The following is a 21,373-nucleotide window of genomic DNA, read 5'->3' as shown; positions in this document are numbered from 1 at the left end:
GATGCGCGCCGTGCTCGCCCTAACCTTGCTGGCCTGCGCCGCCGCGCCTCAGGGCGCTGCGGCCATGACCCTGCCCGAGGCTATCGCCCTGGCGCGGCGCTCCAATCCTGGCTTGGCCCAGGTCCAGGCCCAGTCGGAGGCGGCCTCGGCGCGCTTGGCCCAGGCCCGCGCCGGTCGCCTCCCCAGTCTGACCCTGTCGGCCGAAAGCGCCAGCGGGACAACGGACCTTGGCGGCTTCTTCGGCTTTGGTCAGAGCGATGTGTCGCCCCGCGCGGCCTCGCTGCAACTGCGCCAGCCGTTGTTCTCAGGCGGCGGCGTCAGCGCCGCCATCGCTCGAGCCGGGGAGGGCAGGGCCGTGGCTCAGGCCCAGGTCGGCGGCGCGACGGCCCTGCTGAGCGCCGACGTGGCCGCAGCCTATGTCGGGGTTCTCGGCGCTCAAGACATGCTGGCCCTGAGCCATAGCCAGGTCCTGCAGATGGAGACGATCACAAGCCAAGCCAGGTTACGCTTCAACGGCGGCGAAATTCCTCGCACCGACCTTGACCAAGCCACCGCCCGGCAGGCGGAGAGCCGCTCGGGTCTGGCTCGGGCCGAGGGTCAACTGGCCCGCAGTCGGGCCCACTTCGTCTCCGTCGTCGGGGCGGAGCCGGACGACTTGGAGACGGTGGTCACGCCTCCCGCGGCGCCCGCATCGCTCGATGAGGCGATCGCAACGGCCTCTCAATCCAGCCCGATGCTGCTGGCCGCCCAGGCGACCGAGCGCGCGGCTGGGGCCGGCGTTCGCTATGCCAAGGCCGAGCGTCTGCCGAGCTTGGCCCTCACCGCAACCGCCAGCACGGCGCGCGACCAGTTCTTTCCCGGATACAGCGCCGATGGCGTGACGGTCGGCGTCCAGGGGCGCTGGACCCTGTTTTCGGGGGGCGCGGCGAGCGGGCGTATCGAGGAGGCCGGCGCGGAGCTTCGGGGCGCCCGGGCGCGTCTCGATGCGGCGCGGGCCCAGGTTCGCGAAACGGTGATCGGCGCCTGGGGCGATGTCGCCACCGCGCGCGCGGTGATGCTCGCCGCCACCGACCAGGCCGTAGCCGCGACCAGCGCGCTGGACAGCGTGCGCAACGAGGTGCGGGTTGGCCAAAAGCCTATCTTGGATCTTCTCGACGCCCAACGCGAGGCCCTGGCGGCCGCAAGCGCACTGGTCGCCGCACGCGGTGACGTTACGGTCTCGACCTACCGCCTCAACGCGATGCTGCATGGTCAATGAACCGGCGCCGCCGGACGACATCCTGCGGGCGTTGGCCAATATCCATCGCTTGCGAATTCTCCGGGCTCTAGGCGACGGAGCCTTGCGGGTCAGCGATCCGCAGGCCCACCTGCCGCTCCCTCGATCGGCGCTGTCGCAACATCTGACGCGCCTTCGCGATGCGGAGATCGACTACAGGATCGTCGACGACGGGGCCTTGACCCTGGCCAGGGCGCTCCTAAAAGTAGTGGAACGGCAGGGTGAGCAGCGGCCATGATGTCCTTCTATGATCGCCATATCCTACCGCGCCTCATTGGCTGCGCTTGCGGGGCGAGGGCGATCGCCAAGCTGCGCGCCAAGGTCGTTCCCCAGGCGCAAGGGCGGGTTCTGGAACTGGGGATCGGGGGCGGACTGAACCTGGCCTTCTATGATCCGATGCTGGTTAGCAGCGTCACCGGGGTTGATCCGTCGGAGGGCCTGAGGGATCGGGCCCTGGCGGCGCCGCGTCCCAAAGGCCTCAAGGTCGAGGTCCTGGCGGGGGCGGCCGAGCAACTGCTGTTTGATGACCAAATCTTCGACACTGTCGTCTGCACCTTCACCCTGTGTTCGGTTCATACGCCAGGGGCCGTGCTGGCCGAGGCGCGGCGGGTTCTGAAGCCCGGCGGCCGATTTATCTTCTGTGAGCATGGCCTGGCGCCCGACCCGGAGGTCGTGGCCTGGCAGAGGCGCATCGAACCGTTCTGGACGCCGCTGGCCGGCGGCTGCCGCCTGACCCGTCCGGTCGGCGGGGCGATCATCGCGGCGGGGTTCGTGATCGAGACCCATCAGGCGTTCTATATCCCGAAGGCCCCCAAGCCGTTGGGCTGGTGTGAGCTCGGCGTTGCGCAGCGAGGCTGAGGCGACCCCTTCCACCCGAGCGGTAGCCGTCAGACAATTGGGCGCATCGTAAGGCAGGGTGTCCCGCGGGTGCGCGCCAGCGCTACAAGCGACCCTTGCAATTGGCGAATTTGACTCTTGGCGCCACGAGCCTCGACGCGCCTTTGCGAACGCTATGCTGCCGGCGTGTTCGGTCCTCAACCAATCGTCCGAACCTGGGCCATTCTTGACATCGGACCGTTTGCTTGCGGCAGCACGCGCGACCTTGGCGGGACGAGTTCTGAGGTGAGTTCAGCGCGCGGGACTTGGAAAATGTCGCGATCATACGAACCCTTCGAGGGAGGCGCGAAAGCCCGTCGTCCTTGCGGGAGGAGGACGTCACCATGGCTCTTTTCTTCGATCCTGCTTCTGAAACGGCTCTGCTGGCCTTGCCGAACCGATCGCTCGGTCAAATGCCGAGGCGCTTAGGTCGATCGCACTTGCTCGACCAACTCGATGTCTCAGCCTACGAATTCCTGGGCCTCGTGGCCGCCTTGGAGGACCAATGCGGCGCTGTCTTGCCCGACAGCGACCTGGCCCGCTGCGAAACGCTGGGCGACTTGATGGACCGGCTGCGGCGGGCGGCGCCAAGCGCCGCCCTCACATTAGATGACCGTGCCGACCAGCCGGCCGATACCCGCCGTCACGATCATGGCGAGGGCTCCCCAGAAGGTGACCCGCGCCGCCGCGCGCCAAGGCGGCGCGCCGCCAGCTTTGGCGCCGGCCACGCCGAGCAGCACCAGGCAAGCTAGGGTCACCATCACAACGCCAGGCGCCATCATCGGCACCCGCGCCACCGCAACGACGATCAGAGGCGCGGCCGCGCCGACCGTGAAGCTCGCCGCCGAGGCGAGGGCGGCCTGCACCGGGCGGGCCGCCGTCGCCAACGAGATGCCCAGTTCATCGCGGGCGTGAGCGTCCAGTGCGTCCTTGGCCATCAATTGCTGGGCGACGATCCTGGCCGTCTCGGGTTCAAGACCGCGTTCAACGTAGATTTGAGCCAGCTCGGCGTGCTCGGCTTCGCCGTCGTTTTTCAGCTCCTGGGTCTCGCGCGCGATGTCGGCTTTTTCGGTGTCGGCTTGCGAGCTGACCGAGACATATTCCCCTGCCGCCATCGACATGGCGCCCGCCGCCAGCGCGGCGGCGCCGGCGACCAGCACCTCGCTCGGCTTGGCCGAGGCGGCCGCGACGCCGACGATCAGGCTGGCGGTGGAGACCAAGCCGTCGTTGGCGCCCAACACGGCGGCGCGCAGCCATCCAATCCGAGAGACCAGATGGGCTTCAGCGTGGCGATAGGATCTGGGCATGGCGGCGTTCCTTGATGAATGCCGCGACCTTGGCGCCTTAATAGGCGACGCGGACGCTGAGAGAGACGGTGCGAGGGCGGAGCGGGGTGATCTGATCGGTCGATCGCAGAGAAAACGGATTGCCATAGGCGAAGGTGTCGCCGCGCGTGTCGGTCGGGTTGTCCAAGGCCAGGGTCGTTCGCCAGCGCCGGGTGGCGAGACCGACGGCCAGGCGGCCGGTCGCGTAACCGCCCATCAAGGGCGCGGTCGTCGCGTCGAACGTCAGGTGGGAATGGCCGACATAGGCGTAACGACCGTCCAGCTCCAAGGTCAGGTCCGAACCCAGCGACCAGTCATAGTGGGCCGTCACCCCCCCGGCGGAATGGGGCACGCCGGCCAAGCTGACGTCTTTGCGCGCGGGGAAGGCGGGGTTGGCCTTCTCCAGTTCGGGGGCGTTGAAGAGCAGGTTGGCGTTCAACCGCAGTCCGGCCACGCGGTAGGCACCTTCGAACTCCAGACCCAGGTTGCGCCCGTCGCCGATGTTGGCGGTGTATGGCAGGCCCGAGGGCAGCAGCTCGTCGCTCTGGATGTCCTTCCAACTGGCCTGAAAGACCGTTGCCCGCAGGCGCAGGCGGCCGTTGAGCAGGGAAACCTTGCCGCCGGCCTCCAGGTTCCAGAGTTCGTCGCTGTCATAAAGGCGGCGTGGCTCGGCCTGGCCGCTGGCGGAGAAGACCTGGCCGGACGGCCCGGTCGTGTTGAACCCGCCTGCTCGGTAGCCCTCGGTCGCTTGGACATAGATCAAGGCGCTTGGGGAAAGGGCATAGGATAGCACTACCTTGGGCGCGAATCCGGACTGGTCCAAGCTGCCCGAGAACGGCGCGATCGTTCCGGTCAGGGCCGTGCTGTGGCTGTTCACGCGGGTCTTGGAGGTGAAAACCCGACCGCCGAGCGTCACGCTCAGGGATCGGCCGATGGGCAAGGTCGCCTCGCCGTAGAGCGCCGCCTCGTCAAGCGTGTCACGTCGCTTTTCCGCGAAGGCCTCGGCCGGTAGGTCGGCAAGACGCGTCAGCGCTAGATCGATGTCCTGCTGAGTGCGGGCCAGGAAGGCGCCGACCAGCCATTGCAAGCGGGCGTCATCGGCCGCCGCGAGCGAGCCCTCAGTGACCAGGCTGTGGGTGCGATCGTCGTCGTCATAGGCCGCAGGGCCGGGAGCCGGGGAGATGGGCGGCGCGGCGGTGGCGTCATAGCGACTGGTGATGTCGTGGTCGACCGCCGAGATCGTCCAACGCGCCTGGACGGCGCCGATCTGGCCCTTCAGATTCAGGTGCGCCTCGGCGAAGTCGTTGTCGTGCGGCTCGCGCACGTGGTTGCGACGCGTATAGGGCGCTTCGGTCGCCAGCCCGTACTGAGTGTCGTCCGAGTTGATGAATTGGGCGCCGCCGCCGCCCGTGAGGGTCCAGCCATCGCCCAGGTCGACTTTCACATTCACCCGCCCCCCAGAGCGAAGCGTGCGGTTGACGTTCTTCAGGCCGAGCCCGGCGTCGTCGATATAGCCGCCCTGCTGATCGCGATAGAGCACAACGCGGACCGCGCCGCGACCGTTGAGGATTGGCAGGTTGACCATGCCGGACAGGCCGTCGGAGGCGTCGCCGCCGTGCGTGGCGCCGAGGTTGGTCGCGACCCAGGCCTCGAAGCGATCCGCGTAGGGTTGCTCGCTGACCAGGTGCAGGACGCCGCCCAGGGACCCCGATCCATAGAGCGCGCCCTGCGGCCCGCGCAGGACCTCGACCTGGGCCATGTCGATCAGCAGCAGGTCGGGGTCGGGGGCGTTGTAGGTCAGCCGGGTGTCGTCGAGATAGAGCCCGACCATCGACTGGGTGCGGCCGGTCAGCGGTCCGTCCGACAAACCCCGCAGCATGATCTTGTCGCGCCCTGGACCCAGATTGGTGACCGTCATGGCCGGAACGGCCAGCGCCAGGTCGTTGGCGTCGCGTAGGGCTTGCCCCATGATCGCCGAGCTCTCGACCGCGCTGACGGCGTAGGCGAGGCGATCGGCGGGGGTTAGGCGGCGTGTCGCCACCACGACCAGCTCGCCGAGTGAGGTGGCAGGATCGGACGCGCTTTGGAGGGCCTTTCGAGCGACGGGCTTGGCGGGTGGCAGGCGGACGATCTCGACGGCGCCAGCGTCGATCAGCCGAAAGCCGCAGTTGGTTCCCGCCAGCAGCTTGGTCAATCCGGCGTGGAGGGTGAAGCGACCCCGAAGCGGCTGGCTGGTCGGGGCGCAGCCGGCGGCGGCCTGCGTGCTGATCGAGATCTTCGCCTGGATGGCGAAATCGACCAGGGCGGCGTTCAAGGGCTTGCCGGGGATGTCGAACGCCAAGCGGGGCTGGGCCGCCGAAGCATAGCTGCTCCATCCGGCCACGCACGCGAAGCTGGAAGCCAGCGCCCAGCGCCGCCATGCGTCAGCTCGCAACGAAACACCCTCCGATGTTCAGGACGGCGCTACCGTAGTTCGATTGTGCTGTCGATGCGATGCACGGACAGCGAAAAGTAGCTGGCGAGGCGTTTGATCACGAGATTCTCGTCGCCCAGCTCCAGGACGCCCGAGAAGCGTTTGCCGGCGAGGGCGGGCGAAATCTTGATCGGCACGGGATAGCGGCGGTTCAGATAGGCGATCATGTCGCCCAGGGTCTCGTCGTCGCAGACCATCCGGCCTTCAGTCCAGGCGAAGGCGGGGTTGGGGTCGGTCGCGGTTTGGACCGATCTCGGCGCGCCTTCGACATGGCTCAAACTCTGGCCGGCCACCAGGCGCGCGACGGGCGTTTGGCCCAGGGCGAGCTGGCGCACCTCGACGATCCCACGACGCACGGTCACCCGAACGGACTTGTCGTAGTGGCGGATGTTGAATTCGGTGCCGACGACCCGTACCTGCTGGTCGCCCACCGAGATCAGGAAGGCGCGGCCGGGGTCCTTGGCGACGTCGAAGGTCGCTTGGGCCTCGGCCATCTCGACGCGCCGTGCGCGCCAGCCGAGCCGGACGGTCAGGGTCGAGGCGGCGTCCATGCGGATGTGGGTGCCGTCGGCCAAGGCCACTTCGCGGGTCTCGCCCGGGCGGGTCTGGTAGACCGTCGGCGTCCCCTGATAACCGCGCCAGGCCATCTGGCCGACGACGAGGGCGATCACTGCGGCGGCCGCCGCAGCGGACCAGACGGGCAGGGCGGCACGGCGCCGCAGGGGAACGACCCGCGACGTCGCCGGCTTCAGGGCCGGAGAAATCTCGGGCGCGCGCTCGGACAATTCCGCCGCGACCGCTTCGACCTGTTCGAAGGCCACGAGATGGTCGTCCGAGGCTTCCAACCAGGCGGTCAACGCGGCCCAGTCGTCGGCGCCGGCCTGATCCGACTGGACGCGAACCAGCCACGCTACGGCGTCGTCGCGCAGGGCGTTGGTCGCCGTCATGTCGTCCGCGCCGCTCATCGGTGCTCACCATTCCCTGAGGCCCAAGCCTCGTTGCTCGCCCCAATGACGCCACAAACGCCCAGGTGCCTCCAAACTTTCTTCAGAAGGTTTCCGGACATCATCGGCCGACCTTTGCGAGGATGCGCTTGAGGCTGGTCATGATGTACTTCTCGACGCTGGAGCGCGATACGCCCATGGCCGCCGCCGTCTCGGCGTGGTTGAGGCCTTCCAGCTTGTGCAAGCGGAACGCCTCCTGCACGGCGGGCGGCAGGCCGTTCACGACCGCGACGATCTGGGCCAGGCGCTGGCGGGCGGCCAGGGCGTCGTCGGCGCGGGGCTCGTCGGCAGCCTCCCAGTCCGTGGCGCTGGGACCGCCCGCGCCGCGCCACTGGGCGTCGCGCTGGCCCGCTCGTCGTTGGACCTTGATCCGGTCCAGCATCAGATTCGTGCCCAGCCGGTAGAGATAGGCGGCGGGATTGTCGACCGGCGCGGCCGGCGGCGGTGTGATCTTCAGATAGATGTCCTGCACCAGGTCCTGGGCGGCTTCCTCGGACCGCAGCCGGACACGAAAGTAGCGCACCAGCTCTTCCCGCCGTTCGAGGTAGCAGGCGAGCAGGGGATGGACGTCGCTGTCGTCCAAGGACTCGATCCAAGCTCCGGCCGGGGTCGCGGCGCGTCGGCGGGAATCCGACGACCGCTCCAGTCTTTCCGATGCCGCCTCCTGGCGCAATCGCAATCCCTTTGAGGCGGTTTGGACAGCACGTCGTCATGGCTCATCGAAGGGCGTCACGACGCCCGCCAGGACGTGGAGACCGGCCTTGTTGGAAGTGATGATGATCGACGACGGCGCCCTGCGCGGCAGCTTGCGGTTCGACGAATCGCGCATGCGGCGCTTCACCGGCCTGACGCCGAAGGTGATCTCGATCCATCACCTGATGCGGCCCGAGCGGCTGCGCGTGGAGGCCTATCTCGAGGCCGCCTACGCCACGGCGTTCAATGGCGTGATCAGCCGGCACTACCCCACGCTGATGAGCGTCCAAGATGGCGAGGGGCGTATCCACGCCGCTGTCGGCTTCCGGTTTGCGGCCGCCGAACCGCTGTTCCTGGAGCAATATCTGAACGAACCCGTCGAGGCCGCGATCACCCGCAAGCTGGCCCAGCCGGTGACGCGTTGCGGGGTCGCCGAGATCGGCAATCTGGGCTCGGGCAGCGTCGGCGCCTCGATGTTCCTGTTCCTGGCCCTGGCGCGCCACCTCGATCAGCACGGCTGCACCCACGCCGTGGCCACGGCCACGCGCCAACTGCGCCGCAGTTTCGGCCGTGTCGGCTTCGAGACCCAGGTCCTGACCCGCGCCGAGCCCTCCCGCCTGGGCGAGGCCGCCACCGAGTGGGGCGCCTATTACGAGCGCGATCCGGAGCTGCTGGCCGGCGCGATCGGTCCGGCCTTGCGGCCCCTGAGCCAGATGCTGGTCGCCCAGCCCGTCGAGATCCAAGACATCCGGCCTCGCCTCCATCCGGCCTGCCCGGAGATCGGCCGATGAGCAGCGTCCTGCGGGCGATCGACGCCCACGCTTGCGCCTCGCCCGATGCGATCGCGCTGAGCACGCCATCGGCGACCTGGACCTACGCCAAGCTGGGCGAGGCGGTGCGCCACGCGGCCACGGCCTTGTTCGCCTTCGCGCCGCTGGTGCGCCCCGGCGCGCCGGTCGCCATCCAGCTGGCCAACGGGCCGGCCTGGGTGATTCTGGACCTGGCCTTGATCCGCCTGGGTTGGCCCAGCCTGCCGCTGCCGGGATTCTTCACCCTGGCCCAGCGCGATCACGCCTTGGCCGACGCCGGCGCGACCCTGCTGATCGAGGCGGCCGAGGCGGGCGGCCAGATGGTCGTGGCGGGCGCGCCGATCGACGTGAAGCCGCGTCGCACGGCCCAGGTTCCCTTGCCGACGGGCACGGCCAAGATCACCTACACCTCCGGCTCGACGGGCCAACCGAAGGGCGTCTGTTTGTCGCAAGCCCAGATGGAGATGGTGGCCGGCTCGCTGGTCGAGGCGATTGGCGCTGACTATGCCGGACGTCACCTGCCGCTGCTGCCGCTGTCGATCCTGCTGGAGAACGTGGCGGGTCTCTACACGACCCTGCTGGCCGGCGGGCGCTACCATGTGCTGCCGGCGGCGATGTTGGGCCTGGACAATCCATTCCGGCCCGATCTGCCGGCCCTGGCCGGCGCCATCGCCGCCGAGGAAGCGACCAGCCTGATCGTCGTGCCTGAACTGCTGCGGGCCCTGCTGATGGTGATGACCTTCTCCGGCGCGCGCTTTCCACAGCTGAACCTGGTGGCGGTCGGCGGGGCCAAGGTGTCGTCGCAACTGCTGAGCCAGGCCGACGCCCTGGGTCTGCCGGTTTACGAAGGCTACGGCCTGAGCGAATGCGCTTCGGTCGTGGCGCTGAACACGCCCGCCGCCCGCAAGGCCGGCGCCGTGGGGCGGCCCCTGTCACACCTCAGAGTCGAGATCGCCCCGGATGGCGAGATCGTCGTCGGGCCGCATCCCTTCCTCGGCTACGCCGGCGGCGCGCTAAACACCGGCGAAGTCCGCACCGGGGACCTGGGCGGCTTGGACGCCGACGGCTTCCTGCGCATCGAGGGGCGTCGCAGTAACACCATCATCACCGCCTTCGGTCGCAACGTCGCGCCCGAATGGGTCGAGAGCGAACTGCTGGCCCAACCCGAGATTCGCCAGGCGGTGGTGTTCGGCGAGGCCCAGGCCGCGCTCGGCGCGCTGATCGTGCCGCTGCTGCCGGACATGGACGAGGCGGCCATCGCCAGGGCGGTGGCCCGCGCCAACCAGGCCTTGCCCGACTACGCCCAGATCAAGCGCTGGCAGATCCGTGCACCGTTCGACCTAGCCGCCGGCGAACTCACCAACAATGGCCGCCCGCGTCGGGCGGTCCTGCTGTCGCGTCACAGCGACTTCATCCAAGCCTCGTAACAGGAGCCCGACTTGATGTTCTTCCAGAGACTGGTCGCCGAAACCGCCGAGGGTCAGCAGACCCTGGCCAGCGTGCCGCAGATCCAGGACGGTCTGACCGGCCGCATCTCGCGCGAGACCTATATCGCCTATCTGACCGAGGCCTATCACCACGTGAAGCACACCGTGCCGCTGATGCAGGCGGCGCGGGCCGGGTTGGATGACGCCCGCGACCGTTTCCGCCATGCGCTCGACGAGTACATCGCCGAGGAGACGGGGCACGAAGCCTGGATCCTCAACGACATTCGCCATTGCGGCGGCGATCCCGAGGCGGTGCGGCTGGGCGAGCCCCGCGAGGCGACCCGTCGCATGGTCGCCTTCGCCTACGACTACATCGCCAAGGTCAACCCGATGGGCTTCTTCGGCATGGTCTTCGTGCTGGAGGGGACCAGCGTGCGCCTGGCGACCCAGGGCGCCGAGGCGGTGGCCAAGAACCTGAACCTGGGGCCGGAGTGCTTCAGCTACCTGACCTCGCATGGCTCGCTGGACATGGAGCACCTCGTTTTCTTCCAGAAGCTGATGGACGAGGTGACCGACCCCGACGACCAGGCCGCGATCATCGAGGTCGCCAAGGCGATCTTCGACCGCTTCGCCGACGTCTTCCGCTCAATCCCTCATGATCGGGTGGTCTATGTTTAGAGACAAAACCATTCTGCTGACCGGCGGCGCCGGCGGTTTGGGATCGCTGATCTCATCACAGCTCATGGCGGAGGGGGCGAAGGTCGTGGTGCTGGATCGCGCCGAACCCGTCAATGGCGTGGCCTTCCTCAAGCACGACATCTCGACCCCCGAGGGGATCGAGGCCGCCGCCGCGGCGGTGGCGCGCAGCGACTGGGACATCGTCATCAACCTGGCGGGAATTCAGCATTTTGGGCCGTTCGAACGCCAGACGCCCGAGCACCTGATGGCCAGTTACCTGGTCAATCTGATCGCGCCGGTGCGGCTGGCCCAGGCCGCGTTGCCGAGGATGAAGGCGGCGGGGGGCGGACAGATCGTCAATGTCGGCTCGATCTTCGGCTCGATCAACTTCGCCCACTTCGTCACCTATTCCAGCGCCAAGGCCGGCTTGCGCGGCTTCAGTCAGGCGCTGCGCCGCGAGCTGTCGGGTACGGGGATCGACGTGACCTACGTGGCGCCCCGCGCCGTCAAGACCGCGCTCAACTCGCCCGCGGTCATGGAGTTCGCCAAGCTCACCCAGATGAACATGGACCCGCCCGAGCAGATCGCCGCGCGTATCGTCGAGGCCATCCGGGGCCGCAAGCGTGACGTCTATTTCGGCTTTCCCGAAAGCCTGTTCGTCCGGATCAACGCCCTCTTCCCACGCCTCGTCGACAACGCCCTCTCGGCCAACGACCGCAAGGCCGCGCGGCTGTTTTCCCACTGATCTTTCGGAGCCTCGACCATGAAACTTTCCATGTTGGCCGTGATCGCGGCCGTTTCGCTCGTCGGCGCGCCTGTTCTGGCCGCCGACCCAGCTTTCGACGGCCGCATCAACGGCCTGGCCCGAACCTGGGCCCATGTGAACTACGAGGTGCGCGACAAGTCGGCCCAAGCGACTGAAGCAGCCAAGCTGGCGGCCGACGCCGACGCTCTGGCCAAGCAGTATCCCAATCGCGCCGAGCCGTTGGTCTGGGAGGCGATCTCCACGGCCACCGAGGCTGGAGCCAAGGGCGGCATGGGCGGCCTGGCTCTGGCCAAGAGCGCGCGGGGCATGCTGGAGCGGGCCGAAAGGATCAATCCCGCCGCCCTGGGCGACGGCTCGGTCTACACCAGCTTGGGATCGCTCTATGCCCAAGTGCCAGGCTTCCCGATCGGGTTCGGCGACGCGGGCAAGGCGCGCGCCTATCTGACCAAGGCCCTGGCCGCCAATCCGAGCGGCGTGGATTCCAACTTCTTCTATGGCGACTTCCTGATTCGTCAGGGCGACTACGTCGGCGCCGAGGTCGCCTTGCAGCGGGCGCTCAACGCGCCGGCCCGTCCGGGGCGCGAGGTGGCCGATCGTGGGCGCAAGGCGCAGGCGGCGGAGCTTTTGGCGACCGCGCGAAAAAAGGCTCACGGTTAGACCTGATGGCCTTCGTAAGCGATTGGCGGCTTCGAGGGGCGCCGCGATAGGTCTGTCCTGGGTCTATCTCGGCGCCCACTTGCTTGAGTGGTCGGAACCGATGATCGGGCTGGCGATCGGCGTGGCGCCGCTACCCTTGTTGGACGTCGACAAGCCCGTGCGTCGCAAACGTCTTCCAGACAGGCCAAGATTTAGCGATTGCCGGCGCCTGGGGCTTGGCGCGAAGCGCAGTCGGTCGTCTTGGCGCAACGCACGGGCTGAACTCAGGATGGCGAGACTTATCGAATAACGCGCTAGGGTGGAACGAGGACGCGTGTAGTCCAGGTAAGGATGTGCCCGGGTTGACCTGTTCGGCTTCACTGAGTGACGGCAGGCGATGCCAAGATAGCGTCCCGTGGCGCTTGGACTGCTGTTTGTCGGACGCCGCGCGCGTGCGCCACAAGTTAGCTGCCAATCCCATTAAAGCCCTGTTGTGCCGCGCATGACGCAGCGTGTCTATCGCGAGTTCTCAGAGTCCAACCCGGATGCGGTGGTCGTCGTAGACCAGGCTGGCCGTATCAACTTCGCCAATGGTCGGGTCGAAGCCCTGTTGGGCTACAGCTCCAGTGAGCTCCTTGGCAAATCGGCGAACGTGTTTGTACCGGATCGCTACAGAAGCCTGCATTCGGGCCATATGGATCGGTTCGTGCGGGATCCGAGTCCGCGGATGATGGGCGCGGGATTGGACCTCGCCGCGCGACGCAAGGACGGTACTGAAATTCGGGTGGAGATCAGCTTAAGTCCGTATCAATCCACCGACGGGCTCGTTGTGATCGTCGCGATGCGGGAGATCACAAACACCTCCAACAGAGATCTGCTCGAGTTGGAGAATTCCGACCTGCGGGGATTGCTGCGGGTCGCGAAACGCGATTCAGCGCGCCTCGTGGCGGCGGCCGGAATCGACGCACCGAACGTGAGGGCGCAAGGCGCCTGCAGCGCCTCCTGTTTGAGGAATTGCACCACCGCATGAAGAACATGCTGGCGACGGTCATGGCGATCACCTCGCAAAGCTTGCGGTCGGCGGGAAATCTGGACGAGGCTGGCGAAGCCATCGCCAGCCGCCTGACCGCGATGGGCCGAGCCCAGGATCTGATGCTCCAGGCTAACGAAGCCGGAGCGAAATTGATCGACCTCGTCGCTTCGGCCGTCGAACCCTTCGAGAATAGGGAAAATCCGCGCTTTGTGGTCCGATCCACGCTTGTCGAAATCGGCCCCACGTCGATCCTGCCTCTCACCTTGATCCTCAACGAACTCTGCACGAACGCGGTCAAATATGGCGCCTTGTCCAACGCAACGGGGCGCATTGAGATCACGTCCGTGGTCGATGAGCACGCCCAGCTCTTCAGCCTGAGATGGACGGAAAGCGGCGGACCGGTGGTCATCGAGCCCACCCGACGAGGCTTTGGCACGCGTCTGCTCGGCGCCCTGGCCGGGCAACTTCATGGTGAGGTTCAAGTGCGATATGATCCCGCCGGGATCGTGTACCAACTCGACAGCCCCCTGGCTGTGCTACGGGCGCTCGCCGCGGCCGATGGCGTCCCGATCGAAACTTGATGTCGAAGGTTGGGAAGCCCTCGGTTTGGGCCACGCGGGCGTCCGAAGCGCCCGGCACGCTGCGCAGCACCTTGACGATCTGGTCGGCCGTCGCGGTCATCTGCCCCAGGTCCTCGCCATAGAGCTTGACCGCCACATCGGAACGGACCCCGCCGATCAGCTCATTGAAGCGCATCTCGATAGGCTGGGTGGCGTCATGGAAGTTGCCGACGACCGGGTCGGTGGCCTTGCGAATCCGCTGGATCACCTGCTCCTTGGTCTTCACGCCATCGGGCCAGTCCTTTTTCGGCTTGAGAATGACGTAGTTGTCCGAGGCGTTCGGGGGCATGGGGTCGGCCGAGAGACTGGCGGTGCCGGCCTTCGAGTAGACGGTCTTAACCTCTGGCAGGGTCAGGATCGCCCGTTCGATCAGCAGGTCCAGCTCTCCGGACTTATCGATCGAGGTTGAAAGAATGCGCACCGAGGACAGGTTCAAGTTCTGCTCGTCGAGCATGGGCATGAACTCGCGTCCGACGAAGTTGAACGCCACCATGCACAGAACGAAGACGCCGACCGCCGCACCGATGAACGGCCACGGACGAGCGACCGCGCGATAAAGCCACGGGTTGTAGGCCTCCTTGGTCTTGGCGACGGCGGGAACTTCCTTTTCCGAGATATGACCGTGGATCATCAGCGCCGTCATCGCCGGCACAAAGGTCAGCGAAAGCACGAAGGCCGAGGCCAGGGCCAGCATCAGGGTAATGACCATCGGCGAGAACATCTTGCCCTCGACGCCCTGGAAAGTCAGGCACGGCAGGAAGACCAAGAGGATGACGATCTGGCCGTAGACGGTCGGACAAACCATTTCCTGGGTCGAGCGCAGCGCAACTTCCAACCGCTCCTGCAGGTTCAGGATCCGGCCCTCATGCTGCTGACGCTCGGCCATGCGACGCAGCGTGTTGTCGACGATGGTGACCGCGCCGTCGATGATCAGGCCAAAGTCCAGCGCCCCCAGGCTCATCAGGTTGCCGGAGATCTTGAAGACGTTCATGCCGCTGGCGCTGAAGAGGAGCGGCAGCGGGATCACCAGGGTAGCGATCAGGGCCGCGCGCCAGTTGCCTAGCATTAAGAACAGAATGGCGATCACCAACAGCGCGCCCTCGGTCAGGTTGCGCGCCACCGTGGCGATGACGGCGCGCAAGATCTCGTCGGCCGAACGGATGCGGGCGTCGCCGCGCACCATGTAGGACTCGCCCGAACGTTGGATGAAATCGGCGCCGACCGAGAGGTTGGCCTTTTCAAGCGCCTCGCCTAGCTCGCCGTAGGAAATGCCATAGGCGGTCAACTTGGCCGGGTCGGGCTCGACCACGTACTGCTTCACGTAGCCGCCCGGGGAGTCGACGTCGGCGACGCCGGGCACGGTGCGCAACTGCGGACGCACGATCCAGTTCTGCACGGTCCGCAGGTAAGCCAGGCGTGCGGTCTCGTCGGTCAGACGCTCGCCGTCCTCGGTTAGAAACGCGCCGTCGCTTTGCCAGCCTTGCCGTCAGGGTCCTTGAAGTCGACGGCGTAGTGGACAATCTCGCCAAGGCCGGTGGAGACCGGGCCCATCCGCGGCTCGGCGCCATCCGGAAGGCTGGGCCGCGCCTGCGCTAGAGCATTTTTCGAGCGAAGTGGTTCCGGTTCGCGTGAAGAAAAATGCGTCAAAACAGAAGATTAAAGCTCACGGCCTGACGCAGTCAGGTCGGGAAATGCTCTAGGCGTTCGGAGATTTGCTGGCGCATGAAATAGAGGTCGGTGCTCTCCTTGAAGACCGCTGTCACCTGACTAAAGCCGTTCTGCGAGAACGAACGGGTGCTCTCCACGCCGGCCAAGCCTGACAAGGCGGTCTCGATCAGGAAGGTAACGCGCTTTTCAACCTCGACCGGTCCCAAGCTTGGAATGACGGTATTGATCTGCACCTGCTTGTTGGTGATGTCGGGGGTGACGTCGATTGGCAGCTGGAAGAGCTGCCAGGCCCCGAACGCCGAGATGATGGCGACGAGCACGAGGACCAGCCATCGTGCGCGGACCGAAAAGGCGAGAATGCGGTCGATCATTCTTCCTCATCGCCCTTGGCGATCTCGGCCTTCAGCAGGAAGGCGTAGCGCGCGGCGACGCGCTCGCCGACCTTCAGGCCCGAGACGACCAGCGCCTGGCCACCGCTGCGGGTGGACGCCACGACCGGACGAACCGCAAAGCCGGTGGAGGTGCGAACGAACACCACATCCCTGCCTTTGAGTGATTGCACGGCTTCTTCCGGCAGGATGAAGCCGGGCTGGCCAGACCCTCTCGCGGTGATCCGGGCCTGTACTGCTTCGCCAGGAACCAAGCCCGCACCGGCGCCTGACAACACGACCGTTGCCGAGCGCGTTTCGGGTTTCAGGGTCGGCGTTACGGAGCGGACCGTTGCGGCGACCTCCACACCGGCGGCGTTGCGCACGCTGGCGACTGCCCCTGGGAAGATGCGGGCGGCGTCCTGCGGGCTCACCGCCACCTCGATCTGAACCTCACGCGCATCGGCGACGCGGAAGAGCTCGCTTTCAAGCTAGACGAAGGCGCCCAGGGTGGCCGTGGCTGCGGTGATCTTGCCGCCGGTCGGGCTGACGACCGCCACGCTGCGGCCGCCTCGGCTTCGGCCTTGGCGGTCTCGTAATCCTGGCGGGCGGTGACGCCTTGTTCGAACAGGCGCTTCTCGCGGGCGAGGATGGACGTGGCCAGCGCCGTCTCGCGGCTCTCGACCAGGGCCAGGGTCTCGCCGGCCCGCGCCGGTTCGCCCAAGCGCCTGAAGACGCGCACCACCGTGCCGGCGGCGTGAGCGGTCAACACCGCCTCGCCGCCGAGAGAGGCGACCACGCTGCCCGAGCCCTGGACCTGGCCGCCGAAATCGCCGGCGGTAACGGTCTGCAGGCTGATGTTGGAGACCTTGAGGTAGGACGCCTCGACCTTGACCTCGGACGGTGCGCCTTCGGGCGCGGCGGCGGCGGCGGCGGCTTACGGCGCTGGCGCCGGCTTGGTGGTCAGCTTGGCCAGACCATAGCCGGCCCCGAGGAGGGCGACGGCGGCGACACCAAGCATGAGGGCGCGCGGGCTGGCTGCGGAAGGGGTTGCCATGGACCTATTCTCCGAAGGAGGCGCGGCCGGTCAGACGGGCCAGGGTGGCCTGGGCGCGAACCCGCGCCACACGCGCATCAAGGGTGGTGCGGCGAGCGTCGGTCAGCGCGCGCTAGGCGCTCAGGACCTCGACGAGGGGGGTCTTACCGGACTCGTAGCCGAGGCGGCCGAGACGATAGGCCTCCTGGGCGGCGGCCTCGGACTGTTTCTATGCGACGACGCGGCCGACGGCGGCGTCGGCCTGGGCGCGGGCCGAGCGCCAGTCGGCTTCGGCCCGCAGGCGCGTGTCCTCGAACCGGGCGGAGGCGGCGTTGGCGCGGGCGGAAGCGGCGGCGACATTGTCGCGGTTCTGGTCGAACAGGGGAACGGCGCCGACATGCTGGCCATCACGGTGGTGGCGTCGTCGCCATTCAGACGGCGGACGCCGAACGAGGCGGTGACGTCGGGACCGGCGCGGCGACGCCCGACGTTGGCCTGGCGGCTGGCGGCTGGCGGCCTCGCGTTCGGCGCGGGCGACCTGCAGGGCGGGCATGTCGGACGGCGGCACGCCTTCGGCCGTGGCGGGGGAGGCGGCGCGGTCAGGAGACTGGCACCCAGGCTCGTACAGGCGGCCACGGCCTGGGCGCCGCCGACGCGCCAGATCTCTGAAACGCCGACGATCTGCGCGGCCGCCAGCACGGCCGGCGACAGGTGGCCCGGCGGCGTGGTCATGGCGATGCGCGAAACGCCGGCGATCTTGGCGGGGACGGCGTTCATCAGCAGGCTGGACGGATAGGCCGCACGCCCGCCGGGTACGTAGATCCCGACCGCGTCAAGCGGTGTCCATCGCCAGCCCAGTTCCAATCCGGCCTCGTCCTTGAATCAGGCGTCGGCCGGCCTCTGGCGTGCGTGATAGTCGCCGATCCGGCGGGCGGTCGGGTCCAGGGCGTCGCGGACTTCCTGGGAGCACTGGGTCGCGCCGGCGGCGATTTCCTCGGCGCTGACCCGAAGATCGGCGCCGTCGATCCGCGCGCCGTCGAGTTGTTGGGAGATGCGAAGCAGCGCCGGCAAGCCTTCGGTCCGAACCTGGCCGAGAATCTCTTAAACCCTGGCTTCGACGGTCGGTGAGGTCTGTCTACGCTCCTCGACCAGCGCGGCGAAAGCGGCCTGGAAACCGGGGTCATCGAGGGCCAAGTGTCGAACCACGGCAAATCTCCACTCTGTCGATGCTTGCTCAACGCGCCAGGCGGCGATCCCCGCTGGATTGTTCGGGCGACTTCACGCCGCAACCAAGGCGACGATCGGGCCCGGTGCGTTTCACACGAGGCGGCAAGCGTTAAACCTCACGCTGGATTCTACGCAGCCGAGGGCGCCCACCCGCGCGCTCACGCGACTTTCGTGCGCGGCCCCGGCGTCGGCTTGTGCAGCACAGGCCGACGTATCGTTCCGCAGGGCACCGGGTCAGGCGAAAATGGCGCGAACCGCCTGAGTGGCGAGGATCAGGCCGACGATGGTGATCAGCGCGCCTGACGCGTAGGGCGCCCGGCGGGCGAAGGTCGCGAACGATCCGGCGAAACGCTTCTCGGCGTGACGCACCCCGATGGCGGCCACGACCCCAACGGTGACCATGGTGACGGCCAAGCCAATCGAGAAACACAGCACCAGCGTGGCCCCCAGAGCGACCTGCTTGAGCTGCAGGCACAGCAGCAGCACCGTGATCGCGGCCGGGCAGGGGATCAGGCCGCCGGTGAGGCCGAACAGAATGATCTGGCCCGTGGTCACGTCGCGGCCGGCGAAGCGCTTCTTGATGTCGTTGGCGTGAGCACGCTCGTGGGCGTCCTGGTAACCGGGGTCCAAAACGTCCGGGCCGCCGTGATCATGGCCATGGTCGTGCCCGTGCCCGTGGTCATGTTCGGCGAAGACGACATCGAAGTCGTGGCCATGCGAGCCGTGGGCGATCGACAGTCGCGCCTCGAAGGCATGCGGCTCGGGGATCGCATCGGACGATTCCAGGAAGGCGCCCTTGTCGACGAAGGCGAAGGTTTGCACCGCGCCGTCCGGGCGCGTGGTGGTGACGGTCAGTTCGCTGGCGCGCGGTGCGTGGCCGCGCTCGGTGGTGACCCTGAAGCAGGGTGGCGCGCCATCCTCGAAGATTGCCAGGGCGACCAGACCATGGCCGGTGTCGATCCGCCGGACCTCGTCCTCATCGCCGTGATCGTCGTGGTCGTCATGGTCATGTTCGTTGGCCTGCGTCTGGCCTTCGCGCCAGGTGCGCCAGACCATCCATAGGGCCACGGCGATAATGATCGCCGCCGAGGCCAGCTGGAACCAGGGCTCGGCGGTGTCGAGATCCAGATTGCGCCCGAAATAGAGGCCCGCCAGACCGATCACCCAGACGATCAGGGTATGGGAGGCGGTCGCCGACAGGCCCAGCAGGATCGCCTGCCACACCGTGCCCCGTACAGCGACGATGAAGGCGGCCATCATCGTCTTGGAGTGGCCCGGCTCGAGGCCGTGAAGCGCCCCCAACAGCAGAGCCGAGGGAATGAACAGCCAGGCGTGCCCCGCGCCTTGAGCGAGAAGATCGGCAAGGGAAGTCATCGGCGCCTCAGAGGTATTTGGTGATGGTTTTGAGCTCGTTCATCGCCGCGGCCGCGTCGCGCGGCTCGTCCACGGCGGCGTGAGCCAGACAATGGTCAATGTGATCGAGGATCAGGGTCTTCTTGGCGGCGGCGACGGCCTTTTCGATGGCGTGCAGCTGCTGGGCCAGGTCCAGGCAGGTGCGGCCCGCCTCGATCATAGCGATCGTCTTGCGTAGGTGCCCTTCGGCGCGCTTGAGACGATTGATGATCTCGGGATGGGTTTCGTGAACGACATGGGCCATGGCGGGTGAGTCCTATCCCCTAGGAGGGGATATGGCAATCGACAGCTTGCGGACCGAGTGGCCTCCAGGGGAGATCAAAGGAGGTCTAGGACAGCGGCTCTGGCGGAGGCGCGCAGCGCGTCGGCGATCGACTTCGGGTTGGCAGGGGCCAAGCCCGACAGCCAGGCGGTGAGGAGCGCTATCTGGCCGCCCGCCATCTGGGCGGCCAGCAAGGCGGGCGGAAGCGATGACAATATGCGCCGCGTCGCTAGTCTCCGTTCGAGCAGGTCGGCCAAGGCGCGAGTCAGTAGGGTCCTCGTTGTGCCAGCGAACAGGACATTGCCAGTCCGGCGGTTCTCCCAGAAATGGGCCAGGGTCTCCTCCAGGCGCGGATCGTCGGCGTGCCCGGCCAGAACCGTGTCGGCTAGGACGCCGAACGGACCCGCCAGGCCCTCCTTCAGCAGGTCATCCTTGCATCGGTAGTGTTCATAGAAGGTCGAGCGGCCGATCCCGGCTGGGCCGATGATATCGGCCACGGTGATGCGGTCGTAGCGGCGGGTCAGCACCAGGCCAAGGAAGGTCTCGAACAACGCGGCTTTGGTGCGCTGCACGGGACGGCTGTCGGCCAGGTCGATTGAAGTTTTGGCGTTGGCGGACATCTGCGGCCCTTCGTCCGGAAACCGGACGCCTCCCTGGTCTTGTCCGGGCGGAGGCTCGCCGCGGGCCGCTAGAGGTTAGCGACGGCGGCGGGCGCGGCAAGGCCCAGCCAACCGCCCCTTCGATCGCAGCTCAGGAAAGCCAGGCCATGCCTCACCATACATCTCGTTCCCGCCGCTCGGCCCATAGCCACATGTGGATCATGGGCGTGGTAGGCGTTGCCGCCGGCGCGAGCCTCTTTCTCTACGCGCCCTCGCTTGCCGTGATTTCCCGCTCCCTGCTTCTGCTGGCGGGCTTCCACGTGATCGGGGGTCTGGTGCTGGCCTCCTCGCTCTACGTGTCCGGCGGGCGAGACCTTCTGCGTCGCTGGACGCGCCGCAAGGCCAGCGCCCCGCGCGATGAGACCTTTGATTTCGGTTGGGGGCCGGGCTGGATGAACGGCTTAGCCATCGCGGCCCTGGTCTGCTTGGCTGGCGCGATCCTGGCGATCCTGACCCTACCGGGATTGTGGCCGGTCGCGTTCTTGCTGGTCGGGATGGCCGTGCTGCTAGTGGCGGGCAACACCATCATGAGAGGGTTCCGGCGCCTCGATCAGGTCGTGCTGCCGATGGTCGATCTTCTTTCGGGAGACCACGACCTTGTCCTGGACGCCGGCTGCGGCAGCGGCCGCACCAGCATCGCCCTGGCTCGCGTATTGAAGGCTGGGCGGGTGATCGGCCTGGATCGTTTCGATGCGGCCTATATCGACGACGGGGGTCGTGCCTTGCTGGATAGGAACCTGGGCCTGGCTGGCCTGTTGGACAAGGTCGCGGTTGAGATCGGCGACCTGACGGCGATGCCGTTTGGCGACGCTACGTTCGATGCCGCGGTCAGCACCCACGTCTACGATCATTTGGGGCGCGAGAAGGCGCGCGCGCTCTCTGAAACGCTCCGGGTGCTCAAGCCGGGCGGCCGTTTCTTGATGGCGGTCTGGACACCAGGCTGGTCGATGTTCGCGGTGGCCAACGTGCTGTCGCTGCTTCTCACCTCCAAGGGCGGCTGGCGGCGATTGGCGACCGCCGCAGGGTTTGAGATTCTCGACGAAGGTGTCTTCAACCACGCTTGGTTCGTCGTGTTGGCTAAGCCGCGGGTGTAGTCGGGGGATCGAAAGCGCGAGGAGCGGCGC

At 67.2% G+C, this 21,373-nt stretch carries 21 protein-coding genes and 2 pseudogenes; 11 read left to right on the top strand and 12 right to left on the bottom strand.

What is annotated here, in order from left to right; all coding sequences use genetic code 11:
• The first annotated feature begins 1 nt into the window (after position 1).
• From ACP7AG_RS06265 to ACP7AG_RS06255, 3 genes are read left to right on the top strand one after another with little or no spacing between them, the layout of a single operon-like run.
• Complete coding sequence (locus tag ACP7AG_RS06265) at positions 2–1,258, top strand: TolC family outer membrane protein (protein ID WP_426030202.1); 1,257 nt, start codon at positions 2–4, stop codon at positions 1,256–1,258.
• Positions 1,248–1,514, top strand: a complete 267-nt coding sequence (locus ACP7AG_RS06260) for an ArsR/SmtB family transcription factor (protein WP_426030201.1) — start codon at positions 1,248–1,250, stop codon at positions 1,512–1,514. The genes ACP7AG_RS06265 and ACP7AG_RS06260 overlap by 11 nt, the downstream gene beginning before the upstream one ends.
• Entirely contained in the window at positions 1,511–2,134 is a 624-nt protein-coding gene (locus ACP7AG_RS06255; protein ID WP_426015026.1) for a class I SAM-dependent methyltransferase, read from the top strand. The genes ACP7AG_RS06260 and ACP7AG_RS06255 overlap by 4 nt, the downstream gene beginning before the upstream one ends.
• 623 nt (positions 2,135–2,757) lie before the next feature.
• Here ACP7AG_RS06255 and ACP7AG_RS06250 read toward each other — a convergent pair.
• From ACP7AG_RS06250 to ACP7AG_RS06235, 4 genes are all read right to left on the bottom strand, one after another.
• Positions 2,758–3,459 carry a VIT1/CCC1 transporter family protein gene (locus ACP7AG_RS06250; protein WP_426030200.1) on the bottom strand — a complete coding sequence of 234 codons (702 nt, stop codon included), beginning with the start codon at positions 3,457–3,459 and terminating at the stop codon, positions 2,758–2,760.
• A 37-nt stretch (positions 3,460–3,496) separates the two neighbouring features.
• Positions 3,497–5,911 (bottom strand): TonB-dependent receptor, encoded by a 2,415-nt coding sequence (locus ACP7AG_RS06245; RefSeq protein ID WP_426030199.1) that lies wholly within the window; start codon positions 5,909–5,911, stop codon positions 3,497–3,499.
• 29 nt (positions 5,912–5,940) lie between these two features.
• Positions 5,941–6,915, bottom strand: a complete 975-nt coding sequence (locus tag ACP7AG_RS06240) for a FecR family protein (RefSeq protein WP_426030198.1) — start codon at positions 6,913–6,915, stop codon at positions 5,941–5,943.
• A gap of 100 nt (positions 6,916–7,015) precedes the next feature.
• Positions 7,016–7,537, bottom strand: a complete 522-nt coding sequence (locus ACP7AG_RS06235) for an RNA polymerase sigma factor (protein ID WP_426030197.1) — start codon at positions 7,535–7,537, stop codon at positions 7,016–7,018.
• Between the two features lie 187 nt (positions 7,538–7,724).
• Here ACP7AG_RS06235 and ACP7AG_RS06230 point away from each other — a divergent pair, with 187 nt between their 5' ends.
• The 7 genes and pseudogenes from ACP7AG_RS06230 to ACP7AG_RS06200 all read left to right on the top strand — a co-directional run.
• The gene (locus ACP7AG_RS06230; protein WP_426030290.1) at positions 7,725–8,438 is read left to right on the top strand and encodes a thermostable hemolysin; all 714 of its coding nucleotides are present in this window, start codon (positions 7,725–7,727) and stop codon (positions 8,436–8,438) included.
• Positions 8,435–9,883: an AMP-binding protein gene (locus tag ACP7AG_RS06225; RefSeq protein ID WP_426030195.1), complete on the top strand. Its 1,449-nt coding sequence runs from the start codon at positions 8,435–8,437 to the stop codon at positions 9,881–9,883. The genes ACP7AG_RS06230 and ACP7AG_RS06225 overlap by 4 nt, the downstream gene beginning before the upstream one ends.
• 15 nt (positions 9,884–9,898) lie before the next feature.
• Positions 9,899–10,561: a TenA family transcriptional regulator gene (locus ACP7AG_RS06220; protein ID WP_426030194.1), complete on the top strand. Its 663-nt coding sequence runs from the start codon at positions 9,899–9,901 to the stop codon at positions 10,559–10,561.
• The gene (locus ACP7AG_RS06215) at positions 10,554–11,306 is read left to right on the top strand and encodes an SDR family NAD(P)-dependent oxidoreductase (RefSeq protein ID WP_426030193.1); all 753 of its coding nucleotides are present in this window, start codon (positions 10,554–10,556) and stop codon (positions 11,304–11,306) included. The genes ACP7AG_RS06220 and ACP7AG_RS06215 overlap by 8 nt, the downstream gene beginning before the upstream one ends.
• Before the next feature lie 18 nt (positions 11,307–11,324).
• Positions 11,325–11,984: a tetratricopeptide repeat protein gene (locus tag ACP7AG_RS06210; protein ID WP_426015011.1), complete on the top strand. Its 660-nt coding sequence runs from the start codon at positions 11,325–11,327 to the stop codon at positions 11,982–11,984.
• A gap of 481 nt (positions 11,985–12,465) precedes the next feature.
• The gene (locus tag ACP7AG_RS06205; protein WP_426030192.1) at positions 12,466–12,993 is read left to right on the top strand and encodes a PAS domain S-box protein; all 528 of its coding nucleotides are present in this window, start codon (positions 12,466–12,468) and stop codon (positions 12,991–12,993) included.
• Positions 12,990–13,151: pseudogene (locus ACP7AG_RS06200) on the top strand (HWE histidine kinase domain-containing protein); the annotation flags it as partial. The gene ACP7AG_RS06205 and the pseudogene ACP7AG_RS06200, both read left to right, overlap by 4 nt.
• A gap of 250 nt (positions 13,152–13,401) precedes the next feature.
• Here the strand turns inward: ACP7AG_RS06200 and ACP7AG_RS06195 are convergent.
• The 8 genes and pseudogenes from ACP7AG_RS06195 to ACP7AG_RS06160 form a co-directional block, all read right to left on the bottom strand.
• Positions 13,402–15,012 (bottom strand): efflux RND transporter permease subunit, encoded by a 1,611-nt coding sequence (locus tag ACP7AG_RS06195; protein ID WP_426030190.1) that lies wholly within the window; start codon positions 15,010–15,012, stop codon positions 13,402–13,404.
• A gap of 283 nt (positions 15,013–15,295) precedes the next feature.
• Positions 15,296–15,655 (bottom strand): efflux RND transporter permease subunit, encoded by a 360-nt coding sequence (locus ACP7AG_RS06190; protein ID WP_426030188.1) that lies wholly within the window; start codon positions 15,653–15,655, stop codon positions 15,296–15,298.
• Entirely contained in the window at positions 15,652–16,086 is a 435-nt protein-coding gene (locus ACP7AG_RS06185; RefSeq protein WP_426030186.1) for a hypothetical protein, read from the bottom strand. The genes ACP7AG_RS06190 and ACP7AG_RS06185 overlap by 4 nt, the downstream gene beginning before the upstream one ends.
• The gene (locus ACP7AG_RS06180; RefSeq protein ID WP_426030184.1) at positions 16,083–16,451 is read right to left on the bottom strand and encodes a hypothetical protein; all 369 of its coding nucleotides are present in this window, start codon (positions 16,449–16,451) and stop codon (positions 16,083–16,085) included. The genes ACP7AG_RS06185 and ACP7AG_RS06180 overlap by 4 nt, the downstream gene beginning before the upstream one ends.
• A gap of 378 nt (positions 16,452–16,829) precedes the next feature.
• Positions 16,830–17,759 (bottom strand): annotated as a pseudogene (locus tag ACP7AG_RS06175) (histidinol dehydrogenase).
• A gap of 390 nt (positions 17,760–18,149) precedes the next feature.
• Positions 18,150–19,289 carry a nickel/cobalt efflux transporter gene (locus tag ACP7AG_RS06170; RefSeq protein WP_426030182.1) on the bottom strand — a complete coding sequence of 380 codons (1,140 nt, stop codon included), beginning with the start codon at positions 19,287–19,289 and terminating at the stop codon, positions 18,150–18,152.
• 7 nt (positions 19,290–19,296) lie between these two features.
• Positions 19,297–19,572, bottom strand: coding sequence for a metal-sensing transcriptional repressor (locus ACP7AG_RS06165; protein WP_426030180.1), 276 nt, complete (start codon positions 19,570–19,572; stop codon positions 19,297–19,299).
• 74 nt (positions 19,573–19,646) lie between these two features.
• Positions 19,647–20,210, bottom strand: coding sequence for a TetR/AcrR family transcriptional regulator (locus ACP7AG_RS06160; protein ID WP_426030178.1), 564 nt, complete (start codon positions 20,208–20,210; stop codon positions 19,647–19,649).
• A gap of 191 nt (positions 20,211–20,401) precedes the next feature.
• On the opposite strand from ACP7AG_RS06160, the gene ACP7AG_RS06155 reads away from it, so the two are divergent.
• Positions 20,402–21,343, top strand: a complete 942-nt coding sequence (locus ACP7AG_RS06155; protein ID WP_426030176.1) for a class I SAM-dependent methyltransferase — start codon at positions 20,402–20,404, stop codon at positions 21,341–21,343.
• Positions 21,344–21,373 lie beyond the last annotated feature (30 nt).

Source organism: Caulobacter sp. DWP3-1-3b2 (assembly GCF_049896325.1).
Taxonomy (GTDB): domain Bacteria; phylum Pseudomonadota; class Alphaproteobacteria; order Caulobacterales; family Caulobacteraceae; genus Caulobacter.
This window is presented reverse-complemented; position numbering and strand designations above follow the sequence as displayed.